This is a genomic window from Roseateles sp. DAIF2 (assembly GCF_015624425.1).
Taxonomy (GTDB): Bacteria; Pseudomonadota; Gammaproteobacteria; order Burkholderiales; family Burkholderiaceae_C; genus Kinneretia.
Window position 1 is genome coordinate 449,588 of the sequence record NZ_CP049919.1, and the last position, 24,378, is coordinate 473,965.

Consider the following 24,378-nt stretch of genomic DNA (forward strand, 5'->3'; position numbering starts at 1 on the left):
ATGAGCGAAAAGCCGCTGCACGAGCTGGGCGCGCTGGCGCTGGTCGAGGGCTATCGCGGCCGGGACTTCTCGCCGCTGGAGGTGGCGCGCTCGCTCCTGGAGCATGTGACGCGCTGGGAACCGCATCTGCATGCGCTCTATGCCTTCGAGCCGGAGGCCGTGCTGGAGCAGGCGCGCGCCTCGGAGGCGCGCTGGCTGCGCGGCGAGCCGATCACCAATGCGCAAGGCCTGACCCTCGACGGCGTGCCGGTCACCCTGAAGGAGAACATCGCGACCCGCGGCACGCCGGTGCCGCTGGGCAGCGCGGCCACCGAGCTGGTGCCGGCGGCCGAGGACGCGCCGCCGGCCGCGCGGCTGCGTGAGGTCGGCGCGCTGCTGCTGGCCAAGACCACGATGCCGGACTACGGCATGCTCAGCTCCGGCCTCTCCAGCTTCCATGCGCTGACCCGCAATCCCTGGGCCCTGGACCGGAACCCCGGCGGTTCCAGCGCCGGCGCCGCCGCGGCCGCCGCGGCCGGCTACGGCCCGCTGCACCTGGGCACCGACATCGGCGGCTCGGTGCGTCTGCCGGCCGCCTGGTGCGGGCTGTTCACCCTGAAGCCCAGCCTGGGCCGCATCCCGATCAAGCCGCCCTATGCCGGCCGCGTCGCCGGGCCGATGACGCGCAGCGTCGAGGATGCCGCGGTGATGATGGCCGCACTGGCCCGCCCCGACTGGCGCGACACCACCAGCCTGCCGGCGCAGGACATCGACTGGCTGGCGCTGGAGGACGGCCTGGACCTGCGGGGGCTGCGCATCGGGCTGATGCTGGACGCCGGCTGGGGCCTGCCCGTCGATGCCGAGACGCGCGCCGCGGTGCAGGCGGCGGCGCGCCTGTTCGAGCAGGCCGGCGCGCGGGTCGAGCCGATGCCCGGCTTCAGCACCCGCGCGATGATCGACGGGCTGGACCGCTTCTGGCGCATGCGCTCCTGGCTGGACATCTCGGCCCTGCCGGCCGAGCGCCGCGCGAAGGTGCTGCCCTATATCCGCGACTGGGTCTCGACCGGCGCGAACCTGGGCGCCGCCGAGCTGTTCCACGGCTACAGCCAGATGGCCGCGCTGCGCGAGGCCGCGGTGGCGGCCTGCCAGCCCTTTGACTATGTGCTGTCGCCCACCGCGCCGATCACCGCCTTCCCGGCCGGATGGGCCAGCCCGATCAACGACCCGCAGCGCCCCTTCGAGCACATCGCCTTCACCCTGCCCTACAACATGAGCGAGCAGCCGGCCGCCAGCATCAACTGCGGCTACACCGCGAAGGACGGCCTACCGATCGGCCTGCAGCTCATTGGCCAGCGTTTCGACGACCTGGGCGTGCTGCGCCTGGCCCGGGCCTTCGAGCAACTGCGCGGCCCGCAGCGCGACTGGCCGCTGCCGCCCGAGGAGGACACGGATGAAGGTGCGGGCGAGTCGCTGGTGATCCGGCGCGGCAACCCGATGGCGAACCGCGGGCGCAGCGGCTATCGCTGAGCGGCGCGCCGGGCGCGGTTAGGATGGCGCTTCACCGCCGGACCCGACGCATGTCAGAAAAGAAAACAAGCGCGGGCCGGCGACCGTCATCTTTCAGGGAGGAAAGAACATGCCATTCGCCGGGCTCGGCCTTCATATCCTGTTTGCGCTGTTCTGCGCCGTCCATGTCGTGCGCAGCGGTCAACAGCTCTACTGGCTGTTCATCCTGTTCGCCTTCCCGCTGCTGGGCAGCCTGGTGTATTTCTTCGTGATCTACCTGCCCAACTCGCGGCTGGAGCGCGGCGCGCGCAAAACCCTGTCGGCCGCCGCGCGCAGTCTGGATCCGGGCCGCGCGGTGCGCGAGGCCCGCGAGCGCTTCGACGCCACCCCGACCGCCCAGCACCAGATGGATCTGGCCGCCGCGCTGCTGGACAACGGCCAGGCCGCGGAGGCGGCCACGCAGTACGAGGCCTGCCTGAAGGGGCCGTTCGCCTCCGATCCCGACATCCGCCTGGGCGCCGCGCGCGCCTTCGCCGATAGCGGCCGCCCGGTCGAGGCCCTGGCCCATCTGGAGGCGCTGCGCCGCGAGCGCGCCGACTTCCGCGCCGATCAGATCGCGGTGCTGCGGGCCCGCTGCCTGGCTGCACTGGACGGTCACCACCGCGACGAGGCCCGCGCCGCCTTCGAGGAGGCCCTGTCCCGCCACGGCACCTTCGAGGCCCATGCCGAATACGCGATCTGGGCTCTGGGCATCGGCGACCAGGCCACCGCGCAGCGCCTGCAGGCTGAGATCGAACGCATCACCCGGCATTGGAACAAGATGAGCCGCGAGCTGAACGAGCCGGTGTTGCGGAGGTTGCGGGCGGCGCGTCAGGCCTCCTGAGGCTGGTGCAAAAGGCATCGCCGATCGATGCCCGCTAAGCTTGTGCTTCCGAGCAGAACGGGAGCACACCCATGACGATCAGCTGGGCCTTCATCTTCGAAGCACCCGAGACCGACCCGCACATCGATCGGCTCGTGATCGAGCGTGGCGGCGTGCGCAGCGTGGTGGTCGCGGTGCCGGAACCCGCGGCGGCGGTGCCGGCGGCGGTGCCGGTGGCGGTGGAGCTGGTCGAGGCAGGGGCGCAGTTCATCGAGCTGTGCGGCGGCTTCGAACCCGAATGGGCCGGCCAGGTGATCGCCGCCATCGGCGGCCGGGTGCCGGTCGGCACCGTCGGTTACGCGGGCGGCGCGTCGATCGCCAAGCTGGCCGGCGTGTTTGCTTCTTCTTCCCCCGAAGTCTGACGATGCCGTCCCGGATGACCCACAATCGCCCTCATTGAGAAATCTGCAATATCAATATCTTCAGGAGCCCATCATCATGAGCCAGCAAACCCCCGAGACTCCTAGCAGCAGCGAACGTCCCGACAACCTGGAGGCCCAGCTCGCCTTCAAGTCGCGCTTCGTGCTGCTGTTCGGCGAGATCACCGACACCATAGCCCATGCCACCTGCCGCCGCCTGCTGGCGCTGGCGGCCGAGTCGGACAAGCCGATCACCCTGCTGATCTCCTCGCCGGGCGGCCATGTGGAATCGGGCGACGCGATCCACGACATGATCCGCTTCGTGAACGCGCCGGTGACGACGGTCGGCACCGGCTGGGTGGCCAGCGCCGGCGCGCATATCTTCCTGGCGCCGCCGAAGGAGCGCCGCGTCTGCCTGCCCAACACCCGCTTCATGATCCACCAGCCCGCGGGCGGCGCTGGCGGCCAGGCTTCCGACATCGCGATCCAGGCGCGCGAGATCCTGCGCACCCGCGAGCGCATCGCCAAGGTGATCGCGACCCAGACCGGCCAGAAGCTTGAGCGCGTGCAGGCCGACATGGAACGTGACCATTGGCTGAGCGCCGAAGAAGCGATTGAATACGGCATCGCCTCGCGCGTGATCGAGCGGCAGCAGGATCTGGGCTGAATCTTTCCTTGTGTTCCTGCCGAGGTTCGATCAGATCTGACCTTGGCCATAGAAAAGGAACGCAATGGAAACCGTGATGTCACTGATGGGGATCCTGGCCGTGCTGCTGGTCGGTGTGGTCAGCCCGGGACCCAGCTTTCTGCTGGTGGCGCGCACGGCGGTCGGCGTCTCGCGCACCGCCGGCGTGGCGTCGGCGCTGGGCATGGCGATCGGCGCGATGGTGCTGGCCTTGCTGGCTCTGTTGGGCCTGCATGCGCTGCTGATCAAGCTGCCGCTGGTCTATCTGGGCCTGAAGGTGGTTGGCGGCCTCTATCTGCTCTATCTGGGCTGGCAGATCTGGCGCGGCGCGCGTGCACCGCTGGCCGTCGACGCGACAAGCGCTGCCGGGACGGCGGATCGCACCGGGCAATGGCTGCGTCATTTCCTGCTGGGCGCCGGCACCATGCTCGGCAACCCGAAGGCCATCGTGCAGTACGGCGTGATCTTCGCGGCCCTGCTGCCCGCCAGCCCGTCGCTGGCGCTGAGCCTGACCCTGCCGCCCGCGGTGCTGCTGCTGGAGGGCGGCTGGTACCTGCTGGTGGCGCTGGCCCTGTCGGCCGCCGGGCCGCGGCAGCGCTATCTGCGCGCCAAGACCACGCTGGACCGCCTGAGCGGCGCGGTGCTGGCGCTGCTGGGCGTGCGGCTGCTGTTGTCCGACAAGTAAGCAGCAGGCCGCCGTCCGCAGCAAGACCTGGCCCCTGCGCAGGGGACAAACCGCAGCTTGTCTTGTCACACCGCTCGCTCCATGATGCCGCGCATCGGGGCGCAGTCGCGCGGCCCGGCAACCTAGCGGAGGTAGAGACGATATGAGTAGTAGCAAGCAATATGGCGCCGAGTTCCTGGGGACCTTCTGGCTGGTCCTGGGCGGTTGTGGCAGCGCGGTGCTGGCGGCGGCCTTCCCGAATGTGGGTATCGGCCTGCATGGCGTGTCGCTGGCCTTCGGCCTGACCGTGCTGACGATGGCCTATGCGGTGGGCCATATCTCGGGCGGGCATTTCAACCCGGCGGTCTCGGTCGGCCTGTGGGCCGGCGGGCGCTTCCCGGCCTCGCAGCTGCTGCCCTACATCATCGCCCAGGTGTTGGGCGGTCTGGCGGCCGGTGGCGTGCTCTACCTGATCGCCAGCGGCAAGGCCGGCTTCGATGTCGGCGCCGGCTTCGCCTCGAACGGCTTCGGCGAGCATTCGCCGGGCGGCTATGGCCTGGTGGCGGCCCTGGTCTGCGAGGTGGTGATGACCGCCTTCTTCCTGATCATCATCCTGGGCGCGACCGACAAGCGCGCGCCGGCCGGCTTCGCGCCGATCGCGATCGGCCTGGCCCTGACCCTGATCCACCTGATCTCGATCCCGGTCACCAACACCTCGGTGAACCCGGCGCGCAGCACCGGCGTGGCGCTCTACGTGGGCGGCTGGGCGGTGCAGCAGCTGTGGCTGTTCTGGGTGGCGCCGATCATCGGCGCGGTGCTGGGCGCGGTGGCCTACCGGGCGGTCGGCGGCGACGGCCGCCAGGGCTGAAGCGCGGGGCCGGCCGGCCGGCCAAACGCGGGCTTTTCCGCGCTGTGCCGGTCATGGGCTGATGGTAGATTGGCGGTCCGCCCCAGGCGGCCGGCCATCTCCATGGTGGTCTTGCCGCGCCGTGCCGAGCAAAGAGAGCCCACATGCCTTTTGAAGTCCCGGAGTTGCTGAGCCACTATCTGCTGCCGCTGCTGATCGCGGTGCCGCTGGCCATCGTGGTGATCGTGATCAGCCGCCGCCGGGGCGATGACGACGAGGTGGCCACGCGGGCGCCGCGCCCGCCCGCCGCGCCGCCGGCTGCGGCTGCCGCACCGGTGCCGGCCACGCCGCCGCCGCCGACCTTCCAGCCGACCCAGCCGGTCAAGTCCAACGACCCGGCCCATCTGCTGCTGGTCGACGATTCGGCGGTGGTGCGCGCCAAGCTGGGCAAGCTGTTCGAGGGCGCCGGCTACCGTATCACCCTGGCCAAGGACGGGGTCGAGGCGCTGGAGGCCCTGGCCGCCGGCCAGCATTTCGCGGTACTGGTGACCGACCTGGAGATGCCCAACAAGGACGGCTTCGAGCTGATCGCCGCGGTGCAGGGCGACATGGCCACCGAGAACCTGCCGATCATCGCGATCACCGGCCACGACGAGCTGCACACCCGTGTGCACGAGATCCAGGGCCTGTACGGCCTGTTCAAGAAGCCCTGGAACGACCGCGAGCTGCTCAAGCGCGTCGAAACTTTGGCCGCGATGCGGCACTGATCCGCCGGGCTTTCTTCACGGAACACCTCCCCCAGGGGCGGGTTTTCATGCTACCTACAACAGTTCTTTGCTGCTTGGTAAAGAACTGTTGCTAGCATCCGCGCCGGCTCTCGCAGGGGGGGCCGTAACGATCTAGATAGAACAAGGTAGTTGAACAATGAAGAAAGCATTTGTGCTGGCCGCTCTCGCCATCGCCGCTGGTCAAACTCTGGCCGCCGGCTCCGCCTGGTACGTCGGTGGTGACATCGGCTCCAGCAAGTTCAAGGTGGAAGGCGAGAAGTCCAGCCGCACCGGTTTCGGCGGTACCGTGGGCTACAGCCTGAACGAGAACGTGGCCTTCGAAGTGCAAGCGCGCCGTCTGGGCCGCTGGACCCTGGATGGCGAAAAGCTGAGCGCCAATTCGCTGAGCGCCTCGGTGCTGGGCATTCTCCCGCTGAGCAAGGAGTTCTCGCTCTATGGCCGCCTGGGCTACGCCCGCAACTCGCTGGACTGGTCCGAAGGTAATGTCAGCGTGTCCGTGCACAAGAACAAGGCCCTGATCGGCTTCGGTGGTGCTTATGCCATCGACAAGAACTGGTCGCTGCGTGCCGAGTACGTGAACCTGGGCAAGAACACGATCGGTTCGGGCGCCGACCGCTTTGACGTCAAGATCAACCAGTTCAACCTGGGCGCCGTCTACGCCTTCTGATCTGGCTTTCGCTAGAAGCACGATCCTGAGCCCCGCCTTGAGCGGGGCTTTTTCTTTCTTGGGGGCTTGCCTTCTTCATCTGCCGAGCTGCCACACCAGCAGCGCGATCAGCCCGCCGCCCAGCGCGGCACAGCCTCCCAGCAGCAGCTTCGCGCGCAGCCGCAGGCCCTCGATCGCCACGACCAGCCGCGCGTTCTGCTCGGCCAGGCTCTGCAGCAGGGCCGCGCTGTCGGCCTGCTGGCGGCTCAGCTGGGCCAGCTCGGCCTCCAGCCGCTGCAGCCGGTCCAGCGCCTCACCCAGGGTCTGGGGCCGCTCGGTGCTGCTGGCCGTTTCCTGCTCAGCGGCCTCGTCCTGGCTGCGCTTGAACAGCTTGCGCGCGCCCTTGACCAGCACCGGCGTCGCCTCGATCACATCGCTCCAGGGCACGGCCTTGAGCGCCGTCAGCCAGCTGATCGCCATGGGGAATCCTTTCTCGTCCTGTTGTCGGCTCAGACCAGCGCGCGCCCGTTGCGCGCGACCACCCGGCCGCCCTTGATCACCAGCCGGCGCAGTGGATGCATCACCACCGCCTCGGCCGCCGTCTCGGCCTCGACCAGCAGCAGATCGGCGCGGTCGCCGACCGCCAGGCCATAGCCCGGCGCGCCCATCGCCTGCGCGCCGCCGAAGCTGCACATCGACAGCGCCAGCTCGATGCCCGCGTCGTCGCGAAAGCCGCTGCGATAGGCGATCAGGTAGGCACGCTCCAGCATGTCGCCGTTGTTCAGCGGGCTCCAGGTGTCGCGCACGCCGTCCGAGCCGCTGAACAGGCGCACGCCGCGTTCGGCCAGCAGACGCACCGGCGGGAAGGCGGTCGGCCCCGAGGGCGCATGGGTCATCACCGCGATGTCCTCGCGCAGCAGCAGCTCGATCAGGCCCTCCAGCCGCGCCGGCTCGACCTGACCCAGGCAGAAGGCGTGGCTCAGCGCCACCTTGCCGCGCAGGCCCAGCGCGCGGCTGCGCTCGGCCACCATCTCGACGGTCACCGCGCCGAGGTCGGCGCGGTCGTGCAGATGGATATCCAGTCCGCAGCCATGGCGTGCAGCGATCGCGAACAGGCCGTCCAGCTGGCCCTTGGGGTCGCGGTCCATGCCCATCGGGTCCAGCCCGCCGATCAGCTGCGCACCTTCGCGCGCGGCCTGCTCCAGCAGGTCCAGGGTGCCGGGCGCGCACATCACGCCGGTCTGCGGGAAGGCGACGATCTCGATGTCCATCAGCGCCCGGTGCCGCTCGGCCATCGCCCGCACGCCGTGGAAATGCGCCAGGCCGATCTCGGGCCCGACGTCGACATGGGTGCGCGTGTGCGTGGTGCCGCGCGCCAGCATGTGGCGCAGCAGGCGTTCGCTCTGCAGCTCGGGCGACAGGCCCAGCTCGCGCAGCACCGCGCGTTCGTTGTCGATCTTCTCGCGCAGGCTGGGGCCGGCGCGGTGCGGATGCCAGGGCTGACCCCACAGGGTCTTGTCGATATGGGCATGGGCATCGACCAGACCGGGCAGCAGCAGGCAGCCGCTGCCGTCCTCGATCGCCGCGCCGGGCGGCGCGTCCAGCCGCGTGCCGATCGCGGCCACCCGGCCCTCGCGCAGCAGCAGGTCCTGCGGCGCCGCGGCGCCCCGGCCGATGCCGGCCCACAGGCGCGCGCCGCGTATCAGCAACATCGTCATGTCTTTCGTCATGCCCCAACTGTGCACCATCTCGCGAGGCTGGCGCCCGTCATCGGGCTTGCGTTAACCTGCGGCGCCAGGGAGGAGACGAGACCATGGCCGCAAGACCGATGCTGAGAAGAGTTCTGCCGCTGCTGTGCGGGCTGCTGCTGGGCGGGCCCGCGCTGGCCCAGCCGGCGAATCCGCTGCCCGCGCCCGCCGCGCTGCGCGAGCGCGTCGCGGCCGAGGTCCGGGACGTCACGGTGGTCGAGCCGCACCTGAGCGTCGGCGGCAAGGAGGTGCGCCTGGTCTACCGCGGCTGGCCGGCCACGGCCCTGCTGGCCGCCTGGCTGGGGCCGCGCTGGAACGCGACGCCGGGCCAGGAGGTCGAGGTCCGCGCGCTGGACGGCTTTGTCTCGCGCATCCCGGTCGAGCGCTTCGCCAAGTACCGCGCCTGGCTGGTGTTCGCGCGCCAGGACGGCAGCGCCTTCAAGGTGGACAACGTCGCGCAGCATGAGAAGCAGGTCGAGCTGGGGCCCTATTACCTGGTGTGGGACAACATCGGCGCGCCCGAGCTGCTGGCCGAGGGCGGGGCGCTGTGGCCCTACCAGGTGGCGCAGATCGCGCTGAAGCCCAGCAGCCGCCTGGCCCTGCTGCCGGCCGGGCTGCCGGCGGGCCATGAGGACGCGGCGGCGCAGGCGCAGAAGTTCTGCCTGAGCTGCCACCAGGTCAACGGCTTCGGCGGCGACAAGATGCCGCTGAACCTGGCGCTGCGTGCCAAGCAGCTGGACGAGTCGGCCTGGCGGCGCTGGCTGATCGAGCCGGCCGCGGTGAAGCCCGGCACCGCGATGCCGCCGCTGCCCGACACCTTGGCGCCGGCCGAGCGCGAGGCGCTGGCGATAAAGCTCTACACCTATCTGCGCGCGCTGCCGGTGGCGCAGCCCTGAGGAGGAAGCACAGGATGAGCAGCGATCGCTATCCGGTCTCGATCAAGGGCGTGCTGTGCTCGCCGGCCGGCGCGCTGGTGCTGATGCTCAATGAGCGCGACGAGTGGGAGCTGCCGGGCGGCCGGCTGGAGCCGGGCGAGACGGTGCCGCAATGCCTGGCGCGCGAGATCGAGGAGGAGCTGGACCTGCGGGTCGAGGTCGGCGCGCCGCTGGACAGCTATCTGTTCGAGGTCATCCCCACGCGCCATGTCTTCATCGTCACGCATCGCTGCCGCCTGCGGGAGGGCGCGCGTTTCGAGCCGCGGCTGAGCCACGAGCACAAGCAGATCGGCCTGTTCGCCGCCGATGCGCTGCCGGCCAATCTGCCGGCGGGCTATCGCGCCTCGATCCGGCGTGCGCTGCAGGGTACGGGCTGAGGCGCTTTCTTAATTAAGCCAGGTCTCGCACATGCGCGTCCTCGCCCCAGGCGAGGATCTCGAAGCGGCCGTCCGGCGCCAGGCGCAGCCGGTTCAGGCCGGCGTTCGGAATCGGGCATTCGCGCGGGCCCGTCAGCGGCAGGTTCCTGGCGCTGCGCCACACCATGTCCAGCACGCCGCCATGGGTGACGACGGCCAGGCGCGCGCCCGGATGCTGGTGGCCCAGCGCCTGCAGCGCGCCGATCACGCGCTCATGGAAGCGGCGCCGGCTTTCCGCGCCGCCGGGCAGCGCGTAGTCGGGATCATGGCGCGCCCAGAGCGCGAACTCGTCCGGGTGCCGGACCTTGATGTCGTCGAAGCTCAGACCCTCCAGGATGCCGAAGGCCTGCTCGCGCAGCTCGGCGCTGAAGGCGGGTGCCAGCCGCTGCGCCTCGGCCAGCGGGGCGGCGGTCTGGCGGGTGCGGATCAGGTCGCTGGCGACCAGCGCGTCGAAGCGTTCGCCGGCCAGCCGCTCGCCAACCCGCAGCGCCTGGGCCAGGCCGCGCTCGTTCAGCGGCACATCGATCTGGCCCTGGAAGCTCTGGCGGCGGTTCCAGTCGGTCTCGCCATGGCGGATCAGCAGCAGTTCGGTGGGACTTGTGCTCATGCGCCGATTGTGCCGGTTCGGCCCTCGTCGGCATCTCCGGCTTGCGCCTGCAGCCAGGCCAGCAGCTGCGGCCCCAGCACGCGCCGGCGCGCGGTCTGGATCTGGCGCCGCTTGTAGGCCTCGTGGCTGGCTGCGCCCTGCTGGCTCTGCTCGAAGCTGGCCGCGTCCTGCAGCTGGATCTCGTAGGCGAAGAAGAAGCTGACATCGCCATCGCTGTTGATCAGGCGTTCGTTCGGATCCTCGGCGCTTTCCGGTTGCCGGCCGAGCGCCGCGGCGGGCAGGTGGATCATCTTGCGCGCGGTCAGCTGCAGGCTTTGGAAGTCGGCCGCGCTGTGCGGGTTGTCGCGCTGGGTCTGGCGTTGTGCGGCGGCCGCCAGCTCCTGGTCCATCTGGCGCAGCAGGGTCTCGGGATAGCCGATGCTGCGGTCGATCTCGGCGCGGTGGCGGGTGAACACCTCCTTGGCGGCCAGCAGGTCCACCAGGGTGTTGCGGGTGCGGCTGATCTCCAGATTGGTCAGGGTCACCAGATGCGCGCGGCGCAGCAGGTCCAGCGCCAGCAGGCATTCCATGCGGGTGTTCAGGGTCAGGCGCACGCCCAGATGGTCATGGATGTCGGCCGCCACATATTCGGGCTTTTGCAGCAGCTTCAGGAGGATGCTGTGGCGGCCCTTGTTGCGCTTGCGGTCCACATGCACCAGGGGCAGGCAGATGCGGCCGTCGGTCAGATACTGCCGCTCGCCCTCGCCGCGGATCACCTCGTCCAGGCCGGCGAAGACCTGCTGGCGGATGGTCGAGAAATGGCGCAGCTTGAGGTTGTTGTCGATGTAGAACAGACCGTGCATCACCTTCAGCAGGGTGCAGGCCCACAGCCGGGTCGGCTCGAAGCGGTGGGCATGCTGCGAGGCCTGCACCAGCAGCTGCAGCGGGTCGCTGGCATCGTCGCTCAGTTCGGGCGGCAGCAGCGCCCATTGCTCCGGCCGCAGGAACTGCGCGCGCACGAAGTCCAGGGCCTCGCGCCGGGTGCGGCGCAGATAGTCCGGCACGCCGGGCTGCTCGACGTCATAGCCATATTCGCGGGCGAACTGGCGCGCGTCGCGCAGATTGCGCAGCGCCAGCGCCCCCAGGTCGATCACGGAGACGCCGCGCGCGATGGCGTCCAGATAGGTCCAGTTCAGCGAGAAGCGCTGCTCGGTTTTCAGCGAGGCCTGCAGGTCTTGCATCGGGCTGGGTGGGCGGGGTGGCTGGCCCCAGCATAGCCCCGCTTGGGCAGCGAGGCCATGGCCGGGCACCCCTCGATCTCGTTCAGATCCAGGGCTGAGGCAGGCGCTCGGCCTGCAGGGCCTGGAGCACCGCGGGGCGCTTCAGCATGCGCTGCAGATAGGCCTGCAGCCGCGGCAGCGAGCGCGCGGGCCGCGCGAAGCCGCGGGTCCAGCGGCACAGCATGAAGGCCATCGGATCGGCGGCGCTGTAGTCCGCGCCCAGCAGCCAGGGCCCGCCCTGCGCGGCCAGCTGCGCCTCCAGCTGGTCCAGCAGGGGCGCGATGCGCGCCTCGGCCCGGGCCTTGACCTCGGCCGCGCCCGCCGCGTTGCCCTCGGTCACCCAGCGATCGGGGTAGAAATAGGCGATCAGCAGTGGCTGCAGGGTGTTGGTCAGCCAGATCAGCCATTTGTAGAAATGCGCGCGCTCCGGTGTGGCCAGCGCCGGTGCCAGGCCCGCCCGCGGATGGCTGTCGGCCAAGTGCAGCAGGATCGCGGCGGTCTCGTAGAGCACGAGATCGCCGTCGCGCAGCACCGGGATCAGGCCGTTGGGATTGAGCTTCAGATAGGCGGCGCTCTTGTGCCCGCCATGCTCGCGGTCCACCGGCACCGGCTCGAAGGGCAGGGCCAGTTCATGCAGCAGGATATGCGGCGCCAGGTTGGCGCTGCCGGGGTTGTAGTGCAGCTGGATCATCGCGGGCGTCCGAGGGGGTAGGGGTGCCGCATCCTAGCCCGCGCGGCTTTGTTCTTTACCCGGCAGCAACGCGAGCGCGGTCGTCGCGGCGCAGGATGGGGCCGTTGTCTGAGCAGCCCTGTCCCCCGGGCTGCGTCCCTTTCCTGGAGTGGTCCGACCATGAACGACAAGCACCGTATCCGGCGCCTTTGCACTGCCGCTGCCGCATCCTTTTGGGCGCCGCCGCAGCCACGCCGGCCCTGGCCCAGCACCATGGCGGCCCCGGCGGCCCGCGCGACACGATCCACCATGGCCGCATGGTCTACGACAGCCGCTTCCACCATGACCGCTACTACCCGGCGCCCGGCTTCATCGCGCCGGCGCTGCCGCGCAGCAGCCTGAGCATCGTGTTCGGGCCGGACCGCTTCTTCTTCGACAGCGGCGTCTGGTACCGGCCCCATGGCCCGCGCTGGCGCGTCGTCGTGCCGCCGGTCGGCATCGTGGTGCCGGTGCTGCCCTCGGCCTATGTGAGCCTGCGCGTCGGCGGCCTGCCCTACTACTACGCCAACGGCATCTACTACACCGCGGTGGTCGGCGGTCCCGGCTATGTGGTGGCCGCGCCGCCGCCCGAGGCGCAGGTGATGCCGGCCCCGCCGCCACCGCCCCTGCGGCCGGAGCCGATCATCTATCCGCGCAACGGCCAGGGCGCCCAGCAGCAGGAGGCGGACCGCCAGGAATGCAACCGCTGGGCCACCACCCAGCCCGCGGCGATGAACGACGCCTCGGTGTTCAACCGGGCGGTGGAGGCCTGCATGGACGGGCGCGGCTACACGATGCGGTGAGAGCTTGTGCCTACTAGGCTTCGGCCGCGTGGCACACCGCTTCGATGTTGTGCCCGTCCGGCCCGATGACGAAGGCGGCGTAGTAGTTCGCGTGATAGTTCGGCCGCAGGCCCGGCGCGCCATGGTCGCGCCCGCCGGCCGCCAGCGCCGCGCGATGGAAGGCATCCACCTGCGCGCGGCTTTGGGCCTGGAAGGCCAGGTGCAGATGGGCCGGCTTCTCCGCGGTCTCGAACAGGCACAGGGACACCGTGCCGCCCTCGACGCAGAGCTCGCAGCCATAGCTGGGCGCGCCTTCCCCGACCAGCTTGACGCCCAGCGGCTCCAGCGCGCGCAGATAAAAGCTCTTGCTGGCCGCGTAGTCGCTGACGCCGAATTTGACATGATCGAACATGGAGGGTCTTTCTGCAGTGGGGCGGGGATGGATAGGGTCTATGCCACCCGGGGGAAGCGGAAGACGCGGTGCTCCCCGGGCAGGACCGCATGCGCCAGCGAGGCGGCCAGTGGCATGCCGCGGTCGTTGTTGCTCAGCAGCACGAAGCCATCGCCCGACGTGGCGGAGGCCATCGCGAAAGCGCGGAAGCCGGGGTTGTTGCCCCATTGCCAGAGGTAGGGGCCGCCCGGGGCCTGCTCGATCCCCCAGCCAAGGCCCCATTGCAGGCCGAGCGCCGCATCGACCTCGACCGGCCTGGCGAGCAGCAGCGACAGCAGCTCGGCGTCGGCCAGCAGCGCCGACATGAAGCGCGCGTAGTCGGCCGCCGTGGTGTACAGCGAGGCGGCGGCCATCGCTCGGCGGAAGCGGCCGCGCTGCCGGATGCCGTAGGTCGTCATGCCGCTCACGGCGCGCGCCTCGAAGGCGTCGCGCCAGATCAGGCTGGTGTCGGCCATGCCCAGCGGCGCGAACAGCTGCCGGTCGAGGTAGTCCGCCAGCTCGGCCCCGGTGACGGACTCGATCACGCTCTGCAGCAGCATATAGCCCTCGCCGGAGTAGCCCCAGCGCCGGCCCGGCTCCGACCCGAGGGTGAGCGTGCCGCCGGACCAGTTCGGGAAACCCGCGCTGTGATTGAGCAGTTGCGCCACCGACACCCGCCGCAAGGTGCTTGCGGGCACCAGGTCATGCGCATCGTCGGCGCTGCGCATCAGGGCCTTGTGGAAATGCCGATACCCATCGGGCAGATAGCGGGACACCGGGGCGTCGAGGTCGAGCCGGCCCTCGAGCACCAGGCGCAACGCGGCATAAGCGACCACCGGCTTGGTCAGTGAGGCGGCCTGGAAGATGGCGTCGGGCCGCGCCTTCTCCTCCTCGGTGCCGTTGCAGCCCGAAACGGCGACCGGAGCGCCGGGCTTGCCGGCGCGCAGCACCGCATAGGCCGCCGAGCAGACCTTGAGCCGCTGGGCAAGTTCCTCCGGCGGACGCTCGCGCAACCGACTGATGTCGTTCGCGCAGGACGAGAGCAGCGGCGCAAGACCCGCCCCGGCCAGCAGCAGGTTTCGGCGATGGATAGGCGGCATGAGGATGGGTGCCTTACTTGTCTGATGTTCGGTGCCGGCTCGGATCATCCCGCGCCCGCGAGGCTGATGACCCCCGCCTCGGACGTGCGGAACCCGCAGCGGCCGTAGAACTCCCTCAGCTGCGGCTCGTAGTCGACATGCACCCAGCTCGCGCCGCGCAGCCGGGCCTGCTCCAGCACCCGCAGCACCAGCTCACGCCCGATGCCCTGACGACGGACGTCGGGGTGAACCGTGGTGTCCAGCACGAAGACATGGGTCTTGCCGTCCCAGGCCGCGTTGACATAGCCGACCAGCTGCTGCCCCTGGTAGGCGCAGACATAGGCCATGCTGCAGCGATGGGTGGATCGGAACTCGGTGTCCCGGTGGTTCGGCCAGGATGCGGAGAACAGCCGGTTCAGCTCCGGGTCGCCGATGTCCGGGGAGATCTTGTAATCGATCACCGCACGACGCATCCCGCCTCCACCCCGCTCCCCGTCGGCGCGTTACTGACGATCCTCACCCCATGCCGCTCCGCGGTCATGTGCGCCAGGATCGCCAGCGCAATCTCGGGCGGGGTGCGGGCGCCGATGTGCAGGCCGACCGGGCCGTGCAGGCGCGCCAGCTGCTCGGGCGCCAGGCCGAAATGCTCGGCCAGCCGGGCCTTGCGCTTGGCCTGGTTGACGCGCGAGCCGATCGCGCCGACATAGAAGGCGGGGGATTTCAGCGCCTCCATCAGCGCCAGGTCGTCCAGCTTGGGGTCATGGGTCAGCGCGACGATCGCGCTGTGCCCATCCGGCGCGAAACTCATCACCACGTCGTCGGGCATCTCGCGGGTCAGGGTGGCGCCGGGGATCTCGGGCTGGTATTCCTCGCGCGGGTCGCAGACCAGCACCTGGTAGTCCAGCGCCAGGGCCATGTTCGCCAGGTACTGGGTCAGCTGGCCGGCGCCGATGATCAGCAGCCGCCATTGCGGGCCATGGTGGGTGATCAGGGCGCTGGCCGAGAGCTGCACCACATCGGCCCCGGCCTGCGGGCCGGACAGTTCGACCGCGCCGCTGGCCAGATCCAGCCGGCGCTGCACCCGTTCGCCGCGCGCCAGCCGCGCCAACAGCTCGGGCAGCAGCGAGGCCGGCGTCAGCGGCTCCAGCATCAGCTCCAGGGTGCCGCCGCAGGGCAGACCGAAGCGGTTCGCCTGCTCGGCATCGACGCCGTAGCGGATCAGCTCGGGCTTGGCGATGTTCAGCCCGCCCTCGCGCAGCTTGGCAACCAGATCGTCCTCGATGCAGCCGCCGGAGACGGAGCCGGCGATCAGCCCGTCGTCGCGCAGCGCCACCACCGCGCCGACCGGCCGCGGCGCCGAGCCCCAGGTGCGGGTGATCGTGCCCAGCACCGCGCGGCGCCCCTCGCGCAGCCAGGCATCCACCTGGCGCAGCACATTCAGATCGACGTTGTCCATGGTGATGTTGGCTTGCGCGTTCTCCTGGCGCGAAACATACCCGAAGAGCGGCCGGGGCGCAGAAGACATGGCATGGTGCCGCGGCTGGCAACCCGGGGTCCGTCCGCCCTATGTATGGGCATACATGCGGGTAAACGGTAGATGGCGCCGCGCGAGGCCAGCCGCGACGATTGGCTGGCACGTCAGACAGAAAGCCAGTCCTCAAAACCAGCCACAGGAGACAAGGCCATGAGCAGCCATCCGACCATCAGCTTGAAGGTCAATGGCAGGACGGTCACGCGCGAAGTCGCGCCGGACCGCCTGCTGGTGCAGTTCCTGCGCGAGGAGCTCGCGCTCACCGGCACCCACATCGGCTGCGACACCAGCCAATGCGGCGCCTGCACCGTGCATCTGAACGGCCATGCGGTGAAGAGCTGCAACATCCTGGCCGTGCAGGTTGCCGGCGCCGAGGTGACGACGATCGAGGGCCTGGCGCCGGCCGGCGGCGAACTGCACCCGATGCAGGCGGCGTTCAAGGAGTGCCATGGCCTGCAATGCGGCTTCTGCACCCCGGGCATGGTGATGAGCGCGGTCGACCTGGTGCAGCACCACCGCTGTAGCAGTGAGACCGAGATCCGCGAGGGGCTGGAGGGCAATCTCTGCCGCTGCACCGGCTATCACAACATCGTGCGCGCGGTGCAGGCCGGCGCGCAGGCGATGGCCAAGTGAAAAGGGGAGGGCTCCCACCATGAACGCACCAGAACCCAAGGGACCGGCCGGCCTGATCGGCCAGAGCATCCGCCGCCGCGAAGACGCGCGCTTCCTGACCGGCCGCGGCCAGTACACCGACGACATCGTGCTGCCGCGCCAAACTTATGCCTATTTCCTGCGCTCGCCCTATGCGCATGCGCGCATCCGGCGCATCGACACGCAGGCCGCCGCCGCGGCCGAGGGCGTGCTGGGCGTCTACACCGGCGAGCATTTCCGCGCGGTCGGCGGCCTGCCCTGCGGCTGGCTGATCACCAGCCTGGACGGCACGCCGATGAAGGAGCCCAAGCACCCGATCCTGGCCGACGGCAAGGCGCGCTATGTCGGCGACCAGGTCGCGCTGGTCGTCGCCGAGAGCTATGCGCAGGCGAAGGCCGCGGCCCAGCTGATCGAGGTCGACTATGAAGACCTGACCCCGATCGTCGATGCCGCCACCGCCAAGGGCTCCGCCGCCGGCGCGGTGCATGAGGAGGCGCCGGACAACGTCTGCTACACCTGGGGCTGCGGCGACAAGGCCGGCGTGGACGCGGCTTTTGAACGCGCCGCCCATGTGACCCGCCTGGAGTTCCGCAACAACCGGCTGATCCCGAACGCGATCGAGCCGCGCGCGGCCAACGCCAGCTACAACCCGGCCGACGAGAGCTACACGCTCTATGTCGCGAACCAGAACCCGCATGTCGAGCGCCTCCTGATGTGCGCCTTCGTGCTGGGCATCCCGGAGCACAAGGTGCGCGTGGTGGCGCCCGACGTCGGCGGCGGCTTCGGCTCGAAGATCTTTCTCTATGCCGAGGAGACCGCGCTGACCTGGGCCAGCAAGCAGCTGGGCCGGCCGATCAAGTGGACCGCCGAGCGCGGCGAGGCCTTCCTCAGCGACGCCCATGGCCGCGACCATGCGACGGTGGCCGAGCTGGGCCTGGACGCGCAGGGCAACTTCCTCGCGATGCGGGTGACGACCACGGCCAATCTGGGCGCGTACCTGTCCACTTTCGCCTCCAGCGTGCCGACCATCCTCTACGCGACCCTGCTGGCCGGCCAGTACACCACGCCCAAGATCTATGCCGAGGTCACCGGCGTGTTCACCAACACCGCGCCGGTCGACGCCTACCGCGGCGCCGGCCGGCCCGAGGCCACCTATGTGGTCGAGCGCCTGGTCGAAACCGCGGCGCGCGAGCTGAAGATCGCGCCGGACCAGATCCGCCGCCGCAACTTCATCAAGACCTTTCCCTATGCGACCCCGGTGGGCCTGACCTACGACACTGGCGATTACGAGGCCACCCTGAACCAGGTGATGGAGCTGGCCGATGTGGCCGGCTACGGCGCGCGCAAGGCCGCCACCGAGGCCAAGGGCCTGAAGCGCGGCATCGGCTACTCGACCTATATCGAGGCCTGCGGCCTGGCGCCGTCCAACATCGCCGGGGCCTTGGGCGCGCGCGCGGGCCTGTTCGAGGCCGGCGAGGTGCGGGTGCATCCGACCGGCAAGGTCACGATCTTCACCGGCAGCCATTCGCATGGCCAGGGCCATGAGACCACCTTCGCCCAGGTGGTGGCCGACAAGCTGGGCATCCCGCTCGACGATGTCGACATCCAGCATGGCGACACCGGCAAGGTGCTGTTCGGCATGGGTACCTATGGCAGCCGCTCGCTGGCGGTGGGCGGCACGGCCATCGTCAAGGCGGTCGACAAGGTGATCGCCAAGGGCAAAAAGATCGCCGCCCATCTGCTGGAGGCCAGCGAGGGCGACATCGCCTTCGAGGGCGGCGAGTTCAAGGTGGCGGGCACCGACAGGAAGGTCCCGTTCGCCTCGGTCGCGCTGACCGCCTATGTGCCGCACAACTACCCGCTGGACAAGCTGGAGCCGGGCCTGAACGAGAACGCCTTCTACGACCCGACCAACTTCACCTACCCCGCGGGCAGCTATATCTGCGAGGTCGAGGTGGACCCGGCCACCGGCGTCGTGCGGGTGGACCGCTTCAGCGCGGTGGACGATTTCGGCAATGTCGTGAACCCGATGATCGTCGAGGGCCAGGTGCATGGCGGCCTGGCGCAAGGCATCGGCCAGGCGCTGTTGGAGCATGGCATCTACGACACCGACTCCGGCCAGCTGCTGACCGGCAGCTATATGGACTACGCGATGCCGCGCGCCGACGACCTGCCCAGCTTCAATGTCAAGACCGCCAAGGGCACGCCCTGCACCCACAACCCGCTGGGCGTCAAGGGCTGCGGCGAGGCCGGCGCGATCGGCTCGCCGCCGGCGGTGATCAACGCGATCTGCGACGCGCTGGGCCTGAAGGACCTGCCGATGCCGGCCACGCCGCACACCGTGTGGCAGGCGATCAACGCCGCCCCGCGCTGAGCGCAAGGAGACGACCATGACCTCATCATCATTCGCCTACTCCCAAGCCGGCAGCCTGGCCGAGGCCGCCAAGGCCGCCGCCAGCCAAACCGACGCGAAGCTGATCGCCGGCGGGCAAAGCCTGCTCGGCGCGATCAAGCTGGGCCTGGCCGCGCCCGAGGCGCTGATCGACATCTCGGGCCTGGCCGAGCTGCGCGGCATCCGCGTCGACGCCGGCCAGCTGCGCATCGGCGCGATGACGACGCATGCGACGGTCGCCGCTTCGAAAGAGGTGCAGGCCGCGATCCCGGCGCTGGCCGACCTGGCCGGCCGCATCGGCGACCGCCAGGTGCGCAACCGCGGCACCTTGGGCGGCAGCCTGGCCAACAACGATCCCGCCGCCTGCTATTCGGCCGCGGTGCTGGGTCTGGGCGCGACCATCCACACCGACCAGCGCTCGATCGCCGCGGACGATTTCTTCAAGGGCCTGTACGAGACCGCGCTGCAGGCCGGCGAGATCATCACCTCGGTGAGCTTCCCGATCCCGAGCAAGGCAGCCTGGCAGAAGTTCAAGCAGCCGGCCTCGCGCTTCTCGATCGTCGGCGTGTTCGTCGCGCAGACGGTGGGCGGCGTGCGCGTGGCTGTCACCGGGGCCGGCCCCTGCGTGTTCCGCGCCCAGGCGCTGGAGCAGGCACTGGCGGCGAGCTGGAGCGCCGCCGCGGCGCAGGGCGTGACGATCGCCGCCGATGGCCTGAACAGCGATCTGCATGGCTCGGCCGAATACCGCGCCGCGCTGATCCCGGTGCTGGCCGGGCGCGCGGTCGCGGCGGCGGCCTGATGGCGGAGCTGCCCGCCAGCATCGACGCCACGCAGCAGGGCCTGCGCGCCCAGGGCTATGTGGCGCCGCGCGAGCTGGCCACCACGGCCTTCCTCGCGCTGCGCCTGGCGCGGCCGCTGTTCCTGGAGGGAGAGCCCGGCACCGGCAAGACCGAGATCGCCAAGGCCCTGGCCGGTCTGCTGGAGCGGCCGCTGATCCGGCTGCAATGCTACGAGGGCCTGGACCTGGCGAGCGCCGCCTACGAGTGGAACTACGCGCGTCAGATGCTGGAGATCAAGAGCGGCGCGCTGGCCGGCGGCGACGCGCTGTTCGCGCGCCGTTTCCTGATCGCGCGGCCGCTGCTGCAGGCGATCGACCCGCAGGCGAATCCGGTCGGCCCGGTGCTGCTGATCGACGAGCTGGACCGCGCCGACGAGGCCTTCGAGGCCTTCCTGCTGGAGCTGCTGTCGGAGTTTCAGCTCAGCATTCCCGAGCTGGGCCTGATCAAGGCCGTGGCCCCGCCGATCGTCGTGCTGACCAGCAACCGCACGCGCGAGGTGCATGACGCGGTCAAGCGCCGCTGCCTCTATCACTGGGTCGATTTCCCCAGTGCCGAGCGCGAGCTGGAGATCCTGCGCCTGAAGCTGCCGGGCATCGACGCGATGCTGGCGCGCCGCATCGTCGCGCTGGTGCAGGGCCTGCGGGCCATGGACCTCTACAAGCTGCCGGGCATCGCCGAGACCATCGAATGGTCGCGCGCGCTGCTGGAGCTCAACGCCCTGGTGCTGGATCCGGCCACGCTGAACGACACCCTGGGCGTGCTCTTGAAGTACCAGGACGATATCGCCAAGGTGCAGGGCTCGGAGGCGGCACGCTTGCTGGCCCAGGTCGAGGCGGAAGTCCATGGCTGACTTTCTGGCTCAGAACGTGATGCACTTCGGCCGCGTGCTGCGTAAGGCCGGCATGTCGGTCGGCACCGATCGCGTGCAGCTCGCGCTGGAAGCGCTGCGCATCGAGGGCGGCATCGCGCGGCGCGCCGACTTCAAGGCCACCCTGGCCGCCTGCCTGATTGACCGGGCCGAGCATCGCGCGCTGTTCGAGCAGGCCTTTTACATCTTCTGGCGGGACCCTGATCTTTTGGGCCGTGTGCTGGCGATGCTGCTGCCCCGGGTCCAGGCAAGACCCGGCACCCTGACGCCGCCGCCCGAGAACCGTCGCCTGGCCGAGGCGCTGTTCCCGCGCCGGGACGCTATCGAACCGGCGCGCGAGCCCGAGCAGCGCCTCGAGCTGGACGCCCATCTCAGCGGCAGCGAGCGCGAGTTGCTGCGCCAGCGCGACTTCGAGACCATGACGCCCGAGGAATGGGCGCAGGCCAAGCGCGCGCTGACGCGCCTGCGGCCCTGGCTGCAGACCCGCCCGACGCGCCGCTTCCGCCCCGGCGGTGCCGGCCGGCTGGACTGGCGCGCCACTCTGCGCGCGCAGGCGCGCCAGGAGCTGGCGCCGCCACGCTGGCGCCGGCCGCGCGAACGCATCGCGCCGCTGGTGATCCTGGCCGACATCTCCGGCTCGATGAGCCGCTACTCGCGCATGCTGCTGCATCTGGCCCATGGCCTGGCGAACCCGGCCGAGCGGCGCCAGGTGCCGCGGGTGCACAGCTTCGTGTTCGGCACGCGGCTGACGCCGATCAGCCGCCTGCTGCGCCAGCGCGACCCCGACCTGGCGGTGGCGGCCGTCGCGCAGCGGGTGGCCGACTGGTCCGGCGGCACCCGCATCGGCGCCTGCCTGCATGCCTTCAACCGCGATTGGGCGCGCCGGGTGCTGACGAGCGACGCCACCCTGCTGCTGGTCAGCGACGGCCTGGAGGCCGGCGACGCCGCGGCGCTCGAACAGCTGGCCTTCGAGGCGCGGCGCCTGCGCCTGTCCTGCCGACGCCTGCTGTGGCTGAATCCGCTGCTGCGCTTCGAGGGCTTCGAACCCAAGGCCGCGGGCATCCGCGCGCTGCTGCCCGAGGTTGACAGCCATCTTCCCGCGCACAATCTGGCGAGCCTGGAACAGCTCGTGGAACTCTTGCTATGCAACTGACCGGACAGGAAACCTTGCCCGTCGCCCAGGCCCAGGCCTGGGCCGCGCTGAACGACACCGAGATGCTGAGGGCTGCGATCGCCGGCTGCGAGGCGCTGACGCCGCTGGCCGAGGGCGAGTACGAGGTGCTGATGGCGGTGGCCATCGGCCCGGTGAAGGCGAAATTCAAGGGCAAGCTGAAACTCTCGGACCTGAAACCGCCGACCAGCTACCAGCTGGCCTTCGAGGGCCAGGGCGGCGCGGCCGGCCATGGCAAGGGCCAGGCCCAGGTGCGGCTGGAGACCCTGGGCCCGCGCGAGACCCTGCTGCACTACACGGTGGTCGCGACGGTGGGCGGCAAGATCGCGCAGATCGGCTCGCGCCTGGTCGACCTGGCGGCGCAGAAGATGGCGGCCGATTTCTTTGCCGCCTTCAACCAGGCCCTGCAGGCGCGCTATGCGGTGGCCGCCGCCGCGGCGCCGGAGCCGGCCAAGCCCTTGCCGAAACGCCTGCTGGACTGGTATCTGGGCTGGCTGGGCCGCATCTTTACCGGCAAGATCTGACCCCCGGCGGGCCGAATCCGCGGCCCAGGCGCTCCGGCCGGTCACTCGTCGCATGCCCCTGGAGCCTGGCCCGGGGGCGGCTATCGTGGGGGTTCACCATCATCCTCACCGATCATCGACAAGGGAGTGTCTGCCGTGACTTCGAGCCAAAACAGTCGTAACAAGATCAAGTTGCTGAGCCTGGCGATCGCCAGCGCGCTGATGACCCTGCCGGCGCAGGCTCAGACCCAGGCGCCGCAGCAGCGCCAGACCATCACCCGCGCGGACGAGCTGCCGCGGCGGGTCTACACCCTGCCCAAGCTGCCCAGCGACTACCTGGCGCTGCCGCTGGCCGAGCTGAAGCCCCTGGGCGCTCAGCTGGAGGCCGATCTGCGCGCCGACCTGGCCGCCTACGACATCAAGGACGCCGCCACCCTGCGCGAGATCTACGCCAGCCTGGCCACCCTGGCCCAGCTGCGCGGCGACTGGGCCGCGGTGCCGGGCCTGACCGCCCAGGCCCGCGCGCTGCAGGACAAGGCCGGCCCGCGCCAGACCGCCGGCGTGCTGACCGACCTGATCGCGCAGCAGCAGCTGGAGAAGCGCGACGCCGCCTGGCTGCAGGGCGCGGTGCGCCAGCGCTACGGCGCGATGAACTGGGCCGAGGTGCAGGATCAGGTCAAGTCGACCAAGGGCCAGATCGAGGTCTACAACCCGGAGCTGGTGCTCGGCGTGTTCAAGGCCCAGCTCGATGTGCTGGCCCGCAACGGCCAGGGCGTGGTGCCGGCCCAGGTGCTGCAGGGCGTGATCGGCGCACGCCTGCAGAAGGAGACCCTGCCGCCCAACCAGGCCGCGGTGGTGGCCGGGCTGCAGGCGGTGCTGGACGCGCAGGCCAAGTCGCAGGAGAAGCCCGACATCTGGACCCCGCGCACCGTCGCGCTGCAGCTCAGCGCGGCCGCCAAGCCAGTGGTCGTCGGCATCTGGGATTCGGGCGTGGACCTGAAGCTGTTCCCGGGCGTGCCGGAGCGCGGCCTGGCCTTCGACGAGAACGGCAAGGCCTCGCCCGATCTGCTGCGTCCGCTGGGGGCGGCCGAGCCGCGCTGGCCGCAGCTGAAGACCCTGGTCAAGGGCGCGATGGACCAGCGCGCGGCGCTGGACACCGAGGCCTCGCGCCAGTTCCGCAGCACCCTGGCCGGGCTGAAGGCCGATCAGGCCAAGGGCTTCACCGAGGACATGGCCCTGGTCGGCCTCTACACCCATGGCACCCATGTGGCCGGCATCGCGCTGGACGGCAATCCCTTCGCCAAGGCCTATGCCGCCACCATGCTGTGGAGCCACAAGACCGAGCCCATCCTGCCCACCGAGGAGCGCTCCAAGGCCGCCGCCGCGGTCTACGGCAGCATCGTCGAGGGCTTCAAGAAGGCCGGCGTGCGCGTCGTCAACATGAGCTGGCGCTATGGCCCGAGCTTCCACGAGGGCGCGCTGGCGTATCACAACGTCGGCAAGAACCCGGAGGAGCGCAAGCAGCTGGCGCTGAAGCTGTTCAAGACCGAGCGCGACGCGCTGAACGCCGCGATCGCCGGCGCGCCGGAGATCCTGTTCGTGGCCGGCGCCGGCAACGAGGACAACAGCGCCGACTTCCAGGAGTACATCCCGGCCGGCCTGTCGCTGCCGAACCTGATCACGGTCGGCGCGGTCGACAAGAGCGGCAGCGAGACCAGCTTCTCGACCTTCGGCAAGACCGTGGTCGTGCATGCCAACGGCTTCGAGGTCGACAGCTTCATCCCCGGCGGCGAGCGCATGAAGCTCAGCGGTACCAGCATGGCCAGCCCGCAGGTGGCCAATCTGGCCGCCAAGCTGATCGCGCTGAAGCCGGAGCTGACGCCGCAGCAGACCAAGGCCCTGATCCTGGAGGGCGCCGAGCGCCAGCCGGGCGCCGACGGCAAGCCCGGCCGCGTCAACCTGGTCAACCCGCGCAAGAGCCTGGCGCTGGCGGGGCTGAAGGACGGCGCCTGAGGCCCGTCACGGGCGCGTCATAAAATAGCGCCTTCTTGTTGCGCTGCCC

General features: G+C 70.1%; 27 protein-coding genes. 18 read left to right on the forward strand and 9 right to left on the reverse strand.

All coding sequences use genetic code 11. The features are described from left to right. The 8 genes from G8A07_RS02090 (at position 1) to G8A07_RS02125 (ending at position 6,417) form a co-directional block, all read left to right on the forward strand. Positions 1–1,506 (forward strand): amidase, encoded by a 1,506-nt coding sequence (locus G8A07_RS02090; protein ID WP_195795482.1) that lies wholly within the window; start codon positions 1–3, stop codon positions 1,504–1,506. 109 nt (positions 1,507–1,615) lie between these two features. Beyond that, the gene (locus G8A07_RS02095; RefSeq protein ID WP_195795483.1) at positions 1,616–2,368 is read left to right on the forward strand and encodes a tetratricopeptide repeat protein; all 753 of its coding nucleotides are present in this window, start codon (positions 1,616–1,618) and stop codon (positions 2,366–2,368) included. 71 nt (positions 2,369–2,439) lie between these two features. Then, a complete protein-coding gene (locus G8A07_RS02100; protein ID WP_195795484.1) occupies positions 2,440–2,769 on the forward strand; it encodes a DUF6506 family protein in 330 nt (109 codons plus the stop codon). A gap of 76 nt (positions 2,770–2,845) precedes the next feature. After that, positions 2,846–3,433 carry a ClpP family protease gene (locus G8A07_RS02105; protein WP_195795485.1) on the forward strand — a complete coding sequence of 196 codons (588 nt, stop codon included), beginning with the start codon at positions 2,846–2,848 and terminating at the stop codon, positions 3,431–3,433. Positions 3,434–3,509: 76 nt separating this feature from the next. Next, complete coding sequence (locus G8A07_RS02110) at positions 3,510–4,136, forward strand: LysE family translocator (protein WP_249937196.1); 627 nt, start codon at positions 3,510–3,512, stop codon at positions 4,134–4,136. A gap of 142 nt (positions 4,137–4,278) precedes the next feature. Further along, entirely contained in the window at positions 4,279–4,983 is a 705-nt protein-coding gene (gene aqpZ / locus G8A07_RS02115; RefSeq protein ID WP_195795487.1) for an aquaporin Z, read from the forward strand. A gap of 143 nt (positions 4,984–5,126) precedes the next feature. Then, positions 5,127–5,729: a PleD family two-component system response regulator gene (locus G8A07_RS02120; RefSeq protein WP_195795488.1), complete on the forward strand. Its 603-nt coding sequence runs from the start codon at positions 5,127–5,129 to the stop codon at positions 5,727–5,729. A gap of 157 nt (positions 5,730–5,886) precedes the next feature. Then, positions 5,887–6,417 carry a porin family protein gene (locus G8A07_RS02125; RefSeq protein ID WP_195795489.1) on the forward strand — a complete coding sequence of 177 codons (531 nt, stop codon included), beginning with the start codon at positions 5,887–5,889 and terminating at the stop codon, positions 6,415–6,417. A gap of 75 nt (positions 6,418–6,492) precedes the next feature. Here G8A07_RS02125 and G8A07_RS02130 read toward each other — a convergent pair whose 3' ends face one another. Next, entirely contained in the window at positions 6,493–6,876 is a 384-nt protein-coding gene (locus G8A07_RS02130) for a hypothetical protein (RefSeq protein ID WP_195795490.1), read from the reverse strand. Between the two features lie 29 nt (positions 6,877–6,905). Beyond that, positions 6,906–8,108, reverse strand: coding sequence for an amidohydrolase family protein (locus G8A07_RS02135; protein ID WP_213086217.1), 1,203 nt, complete (start codon positions 8,106–8,108; stop codon positions 6,906–6,908). A gap of 101 nt (positions 8,109–8,209) precedes the next feature. On the opposite strand from G8A07_RS02135, the gene G8A07_RS02140 reads away from it, so the two are divergent. Next, positions 8,210–9,040 (forward strand): cytochrome c, encoded by an 831-nt coding sequence (locus G8A07_RS02140; protein WP_195795492.1) that lies wholly within the window; start codon positions 8,210–8,212, stop codon positions 9,038–9,040. Positions 9,041–9,054: 14 nt separating this feature from the next. Next, positions 9,055–9,456, forward strand: coding sequence for an NUDIX domain-containing protein (locus G8A07_RS02145; protein ID WP_195795493.1), 402 nt, complete (start codon positions 9,055–9,057; stop codon positions 9,454–9,456). A 13-nt stretch (positions 9,457–9,469) separates the two neighbouring features. Here the strand turns inward: G8A07_RS02145 and G8A07_RS02150 are convergent, their stop codons facing one another. The 3 genes from G8A07_RS02150 to G8A07_RS02160 all read right to left on the reverse strand — a co-directional run bounded on the left by G8A07_RS02150 (position 9,470) and on the right by G8A07_RS02160 (position 12,052). Beyond that, positions 9,470–10,102 (reverse strand): histidine phosphatase family protein, encoded by a 633-nt coding sequence (locus tag G8A07_RS02150; RefSeq protein ID WP_195795494.1) that lies wholly within the window; start codon positions 10,100–10,102, stop codon positions 9,470–9,472. Next, positions 10,099–11,322, reverse strand: coding sequence for a TIGR04552 family protein (locus G8A07_RS02155; RefSeq protein WP_195795495.1), 1,224 nt, complete (start codon positions 11,320–11,322; stop codon positions 10,099–10,101). Before G8A07_RS02155 ends, G8A07_RS02150 begins: the two co-directional genes overlap by 4 nt. A gap of 82 nt (positions 11,323–11,404) precedes the next feature. Beyond that, the gene (locus G8A07_RS02160) at positions 11,405–12,052 is read right to left on the reverse strand and encodes a glutathione S-transferase family protein (RefSeq protein ID WP_195795496.1); all 648 of its coding nucleotides are present in this window, start codon (positions 12,050–12,052) and stop codon (positions 11,405–11,407) included. Positions 12,053–12,264: 212 nt separating this feature from the next. On the opposite strand from G8A07_RS02160, the gene G8A07_RS02165 reads away from it, so the two are divergent. Then, positions 12,265–12,873 carry a DUF6515 family protein gene (locus tag G8A07_RS02165; RefSeq protein WP_195795497.1) on the forward strand — a complete coding sequence of 203 codons (609 nt, stop codon included), beginning with the start codon at positions 12,265–12,267 and terminating at the stop codon, positions 12,871–12,873. A gap of 13 nt (positions 12,874–12,886) precedes the next feature. Here the strand turns inward: G8A07_RS02165 and G8A07_RS02170 are convergent, their stop codons facing one another. From G8A07_RS02170 to G8A07_RS02185, 4 genes are read right to left on the reverse strand one after another with little or no spacing between them, the layout of a single operon-like run. Beyond that, complete coding sequence (locus tag G8A07_RS02170) at positions 12,887–13,264, reverse strand: VOC family protein (protein WP_195795498.1); 378 nt, start codon at positions 13,262–13,264, stop codon at positions 12,887–12,889. A 38-nt stretch (positions 13,265–13,302) separates the two neighbouring features. Continuing rightward, a complete protein-coding gene (locus tag G8A07_RS02175) occupies positions 13,303–14,382 on the reverse strand; it encodes a serine hydrolase (RefSeq protein ID WP_195795499.1) in 1,080 nt (359 codons plus the stop codon). Between the two features lie 44 nt (positions 14,383–14,426). Next, positions 14,427–14,822 (reverse strand): GNAT family N-acetyltransferase, encoded by a 396-nt coding sequence (locus G8A07_RS02180; RefSeq protein WP_213086218.1) that lies wholly within the window; start codon positions 14,820–14,822, stop codon positions 14,427–14,429. Next, positions 14,819–15,817 carry an XdhC family protein gene (locus tag G8A07_RS02185; protein WP_195795501.1) on the reverse strand — a complete coding sequence of 333 codons (999 nt, stop codon included), beginning with the start codon at positions 15,815–15,817 and terminating at the stop codon, positions 14,819–14,821. Before G8A07_RS02185 ends, G8A07_RS02180 begins: the two co-directional genes overlap by 4 nt. A gap of 228 nt (positions 15,818–16,045) precedes the next feature. On the opposite strand from G8A07_RS02185, the gene G8A07_RS02190 reads away from it, so the two are divergent. From G8A07_RS02190 to G8A07_RS02220, 7 genes are all read left to right on the forward strand, one after another. Continuing rightward, positions 16,046–16,525 (forward strand): (2Fe-2S)-binding protein, encoded by a 480-nt coding sequence (locus tag G8A07_RS02190; protein ID WP_195795502.1) that lies wholly within the window; start codon positions 16,046–16,048, stop codon positions 16,523–16,525. Positions 16,526–16,544: 19 nt separating this feature from the next. Next, entirely contained in the window at positions 16,545–18,917 is a 2,373-nt protein-coding gene (locus G8A07_RS02195; protein ID WP_195795503.1) for a xanthine dehydrogenase family protein molybdopterin-binding subunit, read from the forward strand. A 16-nt stretch (positions 18,918–18,933) separates the two neighbouring features. Beyond that, positions 18,934–19,734 (forward strand): xanthine dehydrogenase family protein subunit M, encoded by an 801-nt coding sequence (locus G8A07_RS02200; RefSeq protein WP_195795504.1) that lies wholly within the window; start codon positions 18,934–18,936, stop codon positions 19,732–19,734. Beyond that, on the forward strand, positions 19,734–20,624 hold the full coding sequence (locus G8A07_RS02205; RefSeq protein WP_195795505.1) for a MoxR family ATPase: 891 nt from the start codon (positions 19,734–19,736) through the stop codon (positions 20,622–20,624). Before G8A07_RS02200 ends, G8A07_RS02205 begins: the two co-directional genes overlap by 1 nt. Beyond that, positions 20,617–21,795 carry a VWA domain-containing protein gene (locus tag G8A07_RS02210; RefSeq protein WP_195795506.1) on the forward strand — a complete coding sequence of 393 codons (1,179 nt, stop codon included), beginning with the start codon at positions 20,617–20,619 and terminating at the stop codon, positions 21,793–21,795. Before G8A07_RS02205 ends, G8A07_RS02210 begins: the two co-directional genes overlap by 8 nt. Next, positions 21,786–22,337 (forward strand): CoxG family protein, encoded by a 552-nt coding sequence (locus G8A07_RS02215; protein ID WP_195795507.1) that lies wholly within the window; start codon positions 21,786–21,788, stop codon positions 22,335–22,337. Before G8A07_RS02210 ends, G8A07_RS02215 begins: the two co-directional genes overlap by 10 nt. A 135-nt stretch (positions 22,338–22,472) precedes the next feature. After that, positions 22,473–24,329, forward strand: a complete 1,857-nt coding sequence (locus tag G8A07_RS02220) for a S8 family serine peptidase (RefSeq protein ID WP_195795508.1) — start codon at positions 22,473–22,475, stop codon at positions 24,327–24,329. Positions 24,330–24,378: the final 49 nt, after the last annotated feature.